The following is a 9,373-nucleotide window of genomic DNA, read 5'->3' as shown; positions in this document are numbered from 1 at the left end:
CATCAAGTCAGTTGAAGAGCCTGCCAGCACAATTCGTTTCGGCAAAGCCAGATGCGGGGCTGGAAGGTTTTAAAACTGATATTGATTCTGCCGCAGGAACAAAGCTCTCCCATCATTATATTATCTTGCGAAAATTTTCAAAACAAGATCTTTTATCATGAGGCGAAAAATTCCTGAATCAACGCTACCCAAACTCAACCGCTCACAATTGATTACTCCTGAAGGCTTGCAAAAGTTAAAGGAAGAACATGATCACCTGTGGCGAGTGGAACGTCCAGACGTGACCGCTAAGGTGGCATGGGCCGCCAGTTTGGGAGATCGATCAGAAAATGCCGATTACCATTACAACAAAAAGCGTCTTCGTGAAATTGATAATCGCCTACGCTATTTGCGGAAGTGTATCGATGATTTTAAGGTGATTGATTACCACCCCAACCAGGAAGGGAAAGTGAATTTTGGTGCTTGGGTAGAAATTAAAAACGAAAAGAAAGGTCTTCAAAACCGTTTTCGTATTGTGGGTTACGAAGAACTCATCGGTAATAAGGATTATATCTCTATGGACTCCCCTATGGCGAAATCGCTTCTTGGTAAAGCCGTTGGAGATGAGGTGATAGTAAAAACCAAATTGGGTGATTTTGTATGGAAAATTCTTAAAATAGAGTATCAAAAATAGGATGGCCAAATTGGTCCCAGGTTTATCCCTAAATCCCCCTACTTCATTAGAGATGGCTTCTTGCCAGCAAATAAATCACACCTTGTTGATTTCAAATTTACGTACCGTGGCCTATGGACTGTCGACGATTATCCGCTTGTAAAGTCATTATTTAAGCCTCCTGGTAAAGTAGCGGATAATCACATCGATTTTTTATGTTAGCGAATTCAAAATACTTTTGCATTTCGTTTTTGACCCCAACCTATGTTTTTATCCATTGCCTCAGAGATCAGTACCACTTCATGGATTTTGAGTTTTTTAGCAGCTTTTGTTATCGGCCTGTCCAAAGCCGGAATCAAAGGCATCGCCATTATCAATGTGACTTTTATGGCGATTGCTTTCGAAGCTAAGCAATCTACCGGCATCGTACTGCCACTTTTGGTGGTGGCAGATGTGTTTGCGGTGATCTATTACAACAGACATACCCAATGGAAATACGTGGCCAAATTCCTTCCCTGGATGATTCTGGGTATACTTTTGGGCAGTTGGTTTGGGATGGATCTCCCTGAACAAGCCTTTAAAATCTGCATGGCCATCATCATCTTTCTGACCATAGCCTTTATCGTTTGGTGGGACAGTAAAAAAGTGAAAAAAGTACCTACCCACTGGGCTTTTGCAAGCGGTGTGGGGACTTTGGCAGGCTTTACCACCATGGTCGGCAACTTGGCCGGTCCCATCTCTAACATTTACTTTTTAGCTATGCGATTGCCGAAAAACCACTTTATAGGTACTGCAGCCTGGCTTTTTCTCATCATCAATGTGTTCAAATTACCCTTTCATTTCTTTATATGGAACACTATTTCCACCCAGACCCTCCTACTCGATCTGAAACTGATTCCTGGAATTATTCTCGGGTTTATTTTGGGAATCAAAATCGTCAAAATGATTAACGAGGCCTTTTTTAGAAAAATGATTTTGGTCCTGACGGCTCTGGGAGCTGTGATTATTCTGTTTAAGTAAGTGTTGTTGATTGCCTTTTGTGCAGCTTCTGGAGAAGCAGCATAACTTGAGTCTTTGCCTTATTGTGCTGCTTTTGGAAAAGCAGCATAACTTTAGGCTTTCCCTTATTTGTACTACTTCTGGAGAAGGAAAACAGTGTTTGAAATCAAAGCTTTGCTTCCCCCCTATAAAAAACATCCTGAATGGCCTCCCGAATCTTCAAACTATACAACTTTCGATGGTCTCTGGATGGATAAACCCGATTGGACAGAAAGATAAAAGTGAGTTTTTTCTCCGGATCGGCCCACACAAAAGTCCCCGTAAATCCAGAGTGACCAAAACTTGTTGGGCTGGCCAATGGTGAAGGATAAGCTTCCGCTAAGGGCAGCTCAGTATTATCCAAATAGGGCTTGTCAAATCCCAGTCCACGGCGGTTTTCGTTTGCAGGAAATTGTACTTCGGTAAACTCTTTCACCGTTTTGGCGGAGATAAGTTGCACTCCATCGACTTCGCCATAATTTTGGTAAAAGAGCATCAGTTTGGCTAGGTCATCAGCCGTGGCAAATAAACCTGCATTGCCCGAAACTCCTCCTTTTAAAGCAGCGTTTTCATCATGAACCCATCCTTTTACCAAGGTTTTTCTAAATAGGGAATCCACCTCGGTAGGCACAATGTGGTTTACATAATTTTTGCCCTGAGGTAAATACCCCAAGGTATGGGCACCTAGGGGCTGATAGAAATTCTCCTCCAAATAGCTTTGGTATGCTGTCCCAGTCAGTTGCTCGATCAAACTAGGAAAAATCAGGAATGTGAGGCCAGAGTACAGGTATTTCTTTTCATCCGATACTTTGGAGCGCTTGATGATCCTGTTCATTTTCCGTTCGAACTTATCCTTGATAAAAAGCCCGTCGTACACTTGTCTTTGGAATCTTTTGCCGGAAGATTGATGGACCAAGCGCTTTTTGATTTTGCCATTTTTCTTAACCACTTTATCCAGGAATACGATGTACGGAACCAATCCTGCCTGATGCGCCAAAATCTCCCGGAGACTTAGGTCTTTTTTGTCCTTTCGGTTTCTCCAGGGCTTCCAATAGTTGCTAAATGGTGCGTCTAGATCAAGCTTTCCTTCGTCCACTAACTTCATCAAAGCAGGCAATGGCCCGGCAATTTTGGTCACAGATGCCAAATCGTATAAGTCATTCAAAGCGACCGGCTGAAGCTTGTCGTAAGTATGGTATCCGTAAGCTTTGTGAAAAATTACCGTGTCGTTTTTTGCCACTAAAACCTGTGCTCCCGGAAATGCCAAACTGTCTATGCCCATTTGCATAATAGAATCCACCTTTAGGTTGATGTAATCTTCATCAAACCCTAAGGCAGATGGCTTGGCTTGGATCAGATCCTGCTTCGCAATACCTAGTGATATTACTGATGTAATGAGGAAAAACGAAAGGATTAATTTTTGCATGTTTGAGAATGGTTTATCCTTAAAATGTATAGCCGCTTTTCTGCCAATCTGAATTAGTTACTAGCTTCCTCTATTTTCGTCAGTAGTGCAAAAGGATGGTTTTGGATGGATTTTTTCTCCCGATTGGACTTTCTGATCTGCAACACTAAGTCTCCCAAGATGGGAATACCAGCCGCTGCTATTCCTTCCATTGCCCCTGCCAGTTGAACGCCCGCAAGTGCGGAAATTATAGAAGCCGTCAGGTTTTCTTTTTTTAGGAATACTTCCAGTATCCCGTCTTTATAACTGGCCCCGTGTTTCTTCAAACTGCTTTTGTAATCTTCCATATTACTCAGTATCAGATCCTGAGCGGCTGCAAAGCTTTTGGACTTCACCTCAGTATGAAACCAAACCCTCATTCTACGTACTTTTTCCAGACTTTCCTGGTCCTTTTTCAATTCGCTGATCACCTCCCAACTGGTATTACGGGCATCTAGCTGAGGTACATTTTCCATCAAAGCTGAAAAAGCCTCCATTGCATTTTCCTCCGGTAGCAAGTAATCCAATTCAGATCGATCATTCCAAGTAGGAACTACGGATAAGTGCTTGGAACTAGCTGCTTTATAGCAGGAATCTGAAATATCAGTTAAAGACTGTCTATGGCTTTCGATGAGCTTTCTAGCTTCGGCCTCGCTGTCAGGTCCATTAAAATAATCGGCTATGGAGCCGCCGGTTTCGAAATTTGGATTGCGGATTTGGTGAATAATCAGTTTGACCCCGGATTCATAAGGAATATACGGCACATCATGATCCAAAGGATCGTAATATAAATTGCTGAAATGGGACACATGTACCAGGACCACGTTGTCATAGAGCAAGGAGGCTGTTTTCACGGTGTCATTGGTAGCGAATCCTACAAAGCCTCTAGGCAAAGTGGACAGGACAGACTCGAAGACCTCTTCCAAAAAATTAATTCCTTTAATCCCGGAAAAATACCTGGGCCAAGATGGGTCCTGCCTGAAGATCATTCCTGAATGCTTATCCGGAGTTCTAAAAACCAATCTGGGAGGATCTATGTAAGTAGCGCACATTTTATAAAGTATTGGACTGTAAAGTGAAAAATAAACGGAGTTAAGGATACCCCCCAATGCCGATAGAGAATCATTGGACTCAAAATAAGAGGATCTGCTTAGATAAGCAATTGCCAATGTTCTATCTTTTTAGATTAGCATCAATATCCACTTCCTTGGAACGCTCTTTGCATTTTTTAGACTAATGCAATTCAAATACAAAATCTTAGCGGGAGCACTGACCTTACTATTAATAGGGCTGTTTTCATATTATATCAAAAACAGTTCATCTCCCGCCACCGACTCACCATCATTCTCTGAAGGAATAAACCAAAAAGTTAAAACGGCTTTCTTAAAAGTTTGGCAGAATTACTCGGAGCTCCATTCCTATAGTTTCGAACTGGTGCAGAAGCATCTCAGCGCATCCACTATGGAAGCTAGACCTGTGATAGATTTAGGCGACCTATTCAGCAATAAACGCAGGTATAGGATCAATGTAGCTGAGAAAGTACTGGATTCAGGTGATCTGTTGATCAGCGATTTGCCCGAGCGGGTCTTAGAGGGATGGTTTGCTCACGAACTCGGTCATATCATAGACTATGAAAACCACTCTAACTTGGGTATGGTAGTTTACGGAATACGTTATTCTCTTTCAGATGAATACAAAAGGCAGCGAGAACATGAAGCAGATAGCATTGCCATCAGGCATGGGTTTAGAGCGGAGATTGTCGCCACGAAGAAATACCTGCTCCACAATGATTTCATCTCCCCTACTTACCAGGCACAACTCAAGAAATATTACATGTCTGTACGCGGTGCCGAACTATGTCCAGATGAACGTATTCCGGTATTGCCTGAGGTTAACTTATAAAGTCAAGTAAGCTTCTCATCTTCTCAGGCTTCATGACCTTAGGAGTTTTAGTCTGCCCGCCTTTTTGGTTGGTTTGAGCCAAAAAAGCTGTGTATTGAGCCTTTGAGATGACTTTTACATCTATTCCTTTCAGGGCTTTTGTACGGGCTACAGCGTAATTTTTATTGGCAGACTTCAGTAGTTCATCCAATTGACCGGCCAAACCCTTTGACTCCAGGTCAGTCACCAACACCCATTGATGGATGTAATCTCCGGCCTCATTTTTCAAGGCGGAGACCATGTATTCATTGATGGTTTTACCCATTCTTTCTGCCAGTTCCAAAATGGCCGTATCCATCTTTTCTTCGGAAAGCTGAGACCCTACCACGTTCAGGAAGAATTTGGTCCTTCCGGTAATTTTGATTTGTGGCGGAGCCAAGCTTTCAAAGCGAATCACATCCCCGATCACATATCTCCAGGCACCTGCACAAGAACTCAGCACAAGCGCATATTCCTGCTCCAACTCTACCTCCTCTATGCCCAAGACCATCGGTTCGCTCAGCAGCTCTCCTCTTTCATTTACGCCACGATGGTCAAATGGAATAAATTCGAAAAAGTACCCATGGTGTAGTGCCAATTTCATAGCCATGGTTTCCGGCCTGCTTGTATAGGCTATAAATCCCTCAGAGGCCAAATAAGTATCCAGAATAGTTATTGGTTTTTGACATAGCGCTTCAAAGTCCTCCCGGTAAGTTTCAAAGGCAACTCCACCTGAGGCATAAACTTGAAAATTAGGCCAGATATCATGTATAGTCTGCAATTGATGCCGCTCGATGATGCGCTTTAGCATCAGTAAAACCCAGGAAGGAATCCCGGCAATAGCTCCAATATTCCACTCAGGAGCTTGCTCGGCAATGGCGTTTACTCGCTCATCCCAATCGGAAATGGCTGCGATGTCTTTTCCCGGTCTGTAGAAAATGTCATACCAATCGGGGAAATTACTCACGTTGATACCGGAGATTTCACCTTCCTCGAAACCCTGTTCGTTGTGTTCCAAACTAGCCGAACTACTCAGCATTAAAATTTCTGATTCAAATAGTGTCTCCGGGAAATCAAAATCATGCAAGGAATTGATCATGGATGTACCCACCGATTTCATGGACCCCAAAAACTCCTCCGTAATTGGAATTCGCTTGCTGCTTTTACCGGTAGTTCCACTGCTTCGTGCAAAGAAATCCGGCTTTCCGGGCCAAGTGATATCCGCTAGTTTTTCCTGCCTGCACCACCATTGCGCATGCATCTGCTCATAATTGAAAATGGGAACCTCTCTTCTGAAGGCTGAAACAGGATCATCAGCTTTCAGAATTTCTGCAAAACCATAATACTTCCCAAATGCAGTTTCTTTTGCCTGTTCCAAGAGTTCTCTCAACTGTTTTTCTTGCGAATGCTGCGGGCTTTCTTCCGCGGAAGTGAGGATTGAAGTAATGTCTAGTCCTGCTTTTACCAGCTTTCCTATGATGGCCATATATTCTTTTTACAGGGGAAAAGGCAAAGCCTGTGCCTCCTGCGGATTTATTAAGATACTACTTCAAAAGATTTAGCGGAATTGGCGATTCAGAATTAATAGTTTGACTTTGCCTAGCTGTGCTCGCCAAGGACATAAAATGGAAGTTACAGCAGCAGTTCAAAGCTCCTCCTTCTCCGCAATGTTGTAATCAGGTGCCTAGAAAAAGGAAAAGCAGATCTTCAGCTTTACGCTAGTGGAAAAAGCATTTTTAAATCATTCAATTTTGAAACCTTTCAATAAGCCTAGGCTGATTGCTTTTCAAGGCAATTGCCTTAATTTTGATTTTCAATTTTGACCTATGACTGAAGAACACGCCTCACTGAATTTTATAGAACAAATCATTGCTGATGACCTGGCTGCAGGTTTTGACCCGAACAAACTTCGATTCAGATTTCCACCTGAGCCCAACGGCTATCTGCATATAGGACATGCAGCTTCGATATGCCTGAATTTCGGCCTGGGCGAGCAGCACAATGCCCCGGTAAATCTTCGTTTTGATGATACCAACCCCAGCAAGGAAGAGCAGGAATATGTGGACGCTATCAAATATGATATCCAATGGCTAGGTTTTAAATGGGCCAAAGAATGCTATTCCTCAGACTACTTTCAGCAGATGTATGACTGGGCTATCCAGCTGATCAAAGAGGGAAAAGCCTATGTAGATGAGCAGTCTGCCGAAGCTATGGCTGAGCAAAAAGGCACCCCTACTACCCCAGGAGTTCCTAGCCCTTATAGGGATAGATCGGTGGAAGAAAATCTGGATCTTTTTGAGCGCATGAAGGAAGGGGAATTTGAGCAGGGTTCCTATGTGCTTCGGGCGAAAATAGACATGGCCTCTCCTAATATGCTAATGCGTGATCCGCTGATCTACAGGATTGTAAGAAAAGCACATCACCGTACCGGTACAGCGTGGTGCATTTACCCTATGTACGACTGGGCCCATGGAGAATCAGACTATATAGAGCAGGTTTCGCACTCCCTATGTACCTTGGAATTCAAGATGCACCGGGAGCTTTACGACTGGTTTTTAGATCAGATTTATGATCCTTCTTTGCTGCGACCAAAGCAAAGGGAATTTGCTCGTAGAAACCTAAGCTATACCGTGATGAGCAAAAGAAAACTGCTCGAATTAGTACAAAGTAAAACGGTCTCGGGCTGGGATGATCCACGCATGCCGACCATCTCCGGACTGAGAAGAAGGGGCTACACGCCAGAATCCATCCGTAAATTCTCAGAGGTTTCTGGGATCTCCAAGCGGGATTCTGTCACGGATGTCTCTCTGCTGGAATACTGCATCAGGGAGGACCTGAACAAAACTGCTACTCGGGTAATGGCTGTGCTGGATCCGGTGAAGCTGGTCATCACCAATTATCCGGCAGGGAAAACTGAGCTCTTAACTGCTGAAAATAACCCTGAGGATCCGAATTCGGGAACACATGAGTTGCCATTCAGTGGTGAACTATACATAGAAAGAGAAGACTTCAAAGAAGAGGCCGGAAACAAATTTTTCCGTTTGACACTGGGAAATGAGGTAAGACTGAAAAGTGCCTATATCATCAAAGGTGAATCAGTGGTAAAGGATGCTGCAGGAAATATCACCGAGATTCATTGTACAGCTGACTTGGATTCAAGATCTGGATCAGGGACAGAAGCAAGCACCAGAAAGGTAAAGGGAACATTGCACTGGGTTTCCATTCAGCACGCCATCAAGGCGGAAGTTCGAGAGTACGATCGTTTGTTTCTAGATGAAGCTCCGGACAGTCATGAGGACAAAAGCTTTATGGATTTTATAAACCCAGAATCCTTGAAAGTGATCAAAGAAGCTTATTTGGAGCCATTTCTGCAAGGTGCCTCCATGGAGGACAAGTTTCAGTTCCAACGCTTAGGCTACTTCACTTTGGATAAGGACTCCAAAGCTGAGCACCTGGTATTCAACAAAACCGTAGGATTAAGAGATTCATGGGCTAAGCAGCAGCCTGCTCCCGCCCAAAAGAATCAGGCCGCTAAACAACCCAACCAAGGCGGTGGACAGGCGCAGGGACAGCGAAGCGCCATCAATGAGATTCAAAAGATTGCCAAAAAGTACACCAATCTCTCTGGTGATAAACTAGCTGCCGCAAGAGCGACTATTGCCAAGCTAGCTGAAGAGGTGTCCTATGAAGAATTGGAGCCACTTTTCAATACGGCGGCCAAAAAGGTAGGTACGAGAATCGGGGTGATGATTGCCCTGGGGGTCTTACTGAGCAAAGGGCAGGAAAGAACTACTGAAGCGGAAGCCTTTATAGCGGCTGGTTTAGCGGATGGTAATGAAGAACTAGCAGGAGAAGCTGCAAAGCTTTGAAATCAATAGTTTGAAACTTAAGATTAACGCTCGTTGGACTATCCGGCGAGCGTTTTTTAGTGTAAACCTATCGAAATCCAACAAATCCCAGCATAATCCTAAAGTTGGATCCTTCCTTCTGAATACAAATCATACGCAGCAATCAAAGCTTCTGGTCCACGGGCATTGGGATATAACTCGTAACTGCTGATTTCATCCCGGGTTTCCACATAAACTGAATTATACTTTTCGTCATATACGTTCCAGACGATGAGCAAATAATGATAACCTATCACATGTGCCCTGCCTTCTTCCAGCCAGGATTCAAATAGTTCTTCTTTAATAGATTGAGGGTAATCCGGTCCGTCAAACATGGGGTAATTCGCTTTGCTAATGAGCCGGTAAAGGTAAAGATTAGATCCAGAATCAAAGTAAAAACCCCGCTCCCCTTTTTACTTCATTTCCCAATGT

General features: G+C 43.6%; 8 protein-coding genes. 4 read left to right on the top strand and 4 right to left on the bottom strand.

Translation table 11 applies throughout. From position 1 onward, the window contains the following. The first annotated feature begins 157 nt into the window (after positions 1 to 157). Both greB and PBT90_RS08715 read left to right on the top strand, forming a co-directional pair. Entirely contained in the window at positions 158 to 673 is a 516-nt protein-coding gene (greB, locus tag PBT90_RS08720) for a transcription elongation factor GreB (RefSeq protein WP_270132767.1), read from the top strand. 243 nt (positions 674 to 916) lie between these two features. Then, positions 917 to 1,672 (top strand): sulfite exporter TauE/SafE family protein, encoded by a 756-nt coding sequence (locus tag PBT90_RS08715; protein ID WP_264810010.1) that lies wholly within the window; start codon positions 917 to 919, stop codon positions 1,670 to 1,672. Between the two features lie 145 nt (positions 1,673 to 1,817). On the opposite strand, the gene PBT90_RS08710 is transcribed toward PBT90_RS08715, so the two are convergent. Beyond that, a complete protein-coding gene (locus tag PBT90_RS08710; RefSeq protein ID WP_264810009.1) occupies positions 1,818 to 3,116 on the bottom strand; it encodes a serine hydrolase domain-containing protein in 1,299 nt (432 codons plus the stop codon). Positions 3,117 to 3,169: 53 nt separating this feature from the next. Continuing rightward, positions 3,170 to 4,186 (bottom strand): hypothetical protein, encoded by a 1,017-nt coding sequence (locus tag PBT90_RS08705; RefSeq protein ID WP_264810008.1) that lies wholly within the window; start codon positions 4,184 to 4,186, stop codon positions 3,170 to 3,172. Between the two features lie 184 nt (positions 4,187 to 4,370). Between PBT90_RS08705 and PBT90_RS08700 the strand changes: the two genes are divergently transcribed. After that, complete coding sequence (locus tag PBT90_RS08700) at positions 4,371 to 5,036, top strand: M48 family metalloprotease (RefSeq protein ID WP_264810007.1); 666 nt, start codon at positions 4,371 to 4,373, stop codon at positions 5,034 to 5,036. Here PBT90_RS08700 and PBT90_RS08695 read toward each other — a convergent pair. Then, positions 5,026 to 6,540, bottom strand: a complete 1,515-nt coding sequence (locus tag PBT90_RS08695) for a GH3 auxin-responsive promoter family protein (protein ID WP_264810006.1) — start codon at positions 6,538 to 6,540, stop codon at positions 5,026 to 5,028. The two genes, PBT90_RS08700 and PBT90_RS08695, sit on opposite strands and share 11 nt — an antisense overlap. Positions 6,541 to 6,880: 340 nt before the next feature. Between PBT90_RS08695 and PBT90_RS08690 the strand changes: the two genes are divergently transcribed. Further along, positions 6,881 to 8,923 (top strand): glutamine--tRNA ligase/YqeY domain fusion protein, encoded by a 2,043-nt coding sequence (locus PBT90_RS08690; protein ID WP_264810005.1) that lies wholly within the window; start codon positions 6,881 to 6,883, stop codon positions 8,921 to 8,923. Positions 8,924 to 9,021: 98 nt separating this feature from the next. Here PBT90_RS08690 and PBT90_RS08685 read toward each other — a convergent pair whose 3' ends face one another. Next, the gene (locus tag PBT90_RS08685) at positions 9,022 to 9,276 is read right to left on the bottom strand and encodes a hypothetical protein (RefSeq protein WP_264810004.1); all 255 of its coding nucleotides are present in this window, start codon (positions 9,274 to 9,276) and stop codon (positions 9,022 to 9,024) included. Between the last annotated feature and the right edge of the window lie 97 nt (positions 9,277 to 9,373).

It is taken from the genome of Algoriphagus sp. TR-M9, from assembly GCF_027594545.1.
Lineage (GTDB): Bacteria > Bacteroidota > Bacteroidia > Cytophagales > Cyclobacteriaceae > Algoriphagus > Algoriphagus halophytocola.
This window is presented reverse-complemented; position numbering and strand designations above follow the sequence as displayed.